Below are 614 nucleotides of genomic sequence, written 5' to 3'. Positions count from 1 at the left end.
TGCGTGAACTTGTCGCATCTCAGAGGTGTAACTGAGGCTGAACATCGGAGAATCCACACAACCGAAGCGCCGGCCCTGTCCTAGCCCAGGACGGCCTTCGTGGTAGCGCGGTCAGTTTCCCGTTGAAGTGGGAGGAGGGGGCTCAGTTCCTTCGTTGACGTGTTTTACTGCCGTGTCGATTATTGACTTCAACTCTTCAGGTGTGACTGCGTTGGCGTCTTCCTTCGGGGCAATGGTGGCCCAAAGGGTAAGCAATGCAATCAGGGCGGTGAACAGCGCCAGCTTCTGCTCACGCGTCCAGGCCGGGGATGTGCGGGCGTCCACCAGCTTTGCGGCCGCAGGGTTCGTCTCTTCAAGAGTTCGGAACATGGCATCGGGGTCTTCGGGCGTAGCTTCCCGCGCCGACACGAGGGTGTCGCGCATTTCCCGTAGGGCCGCCCGGGTCCAGGCCGGGGCGGAAATAACTTCAACATTGCCGCTGTCGTCGACGTTGAATTTGCCGTCCATTATTCGTGACTGACGTCCGCAACGTGGACACGGCTCCGTATTTCCACTGAGACTCAAGCCCTGAATATTCATCGCACTAAACGCCCGGCTTTGGAAAGCGTCGTGTA

1 protein-coding gene is annotated in these 614 nt (G+C 58.6%); it reads right to left on the bottom strand.

Features of this window, described 5'->3' with window-relative positions:
* Positions 1–111: 111 nt before the first annotated feature.
* The coding region (locus EK369_RS21560; RefSeq protein ID WP_206198165.1) for a hypothetical protein at positions 112–614 on the bottom strand (503 nt) is incomplete at its 5' end.

It is taken from the genome of Shimia sediminis, from assembly GCF_003990645.1.
Classification (GTDB): Bacteria; Pseudomonadota; Alphaproteobacteria; order Rhodobacterales; family Rhodobacteraceae; genus Shimia; species Shimia sediminis.
This window is presented reverse-complemented; position numbering and strand designations above follow the sequence as displayed.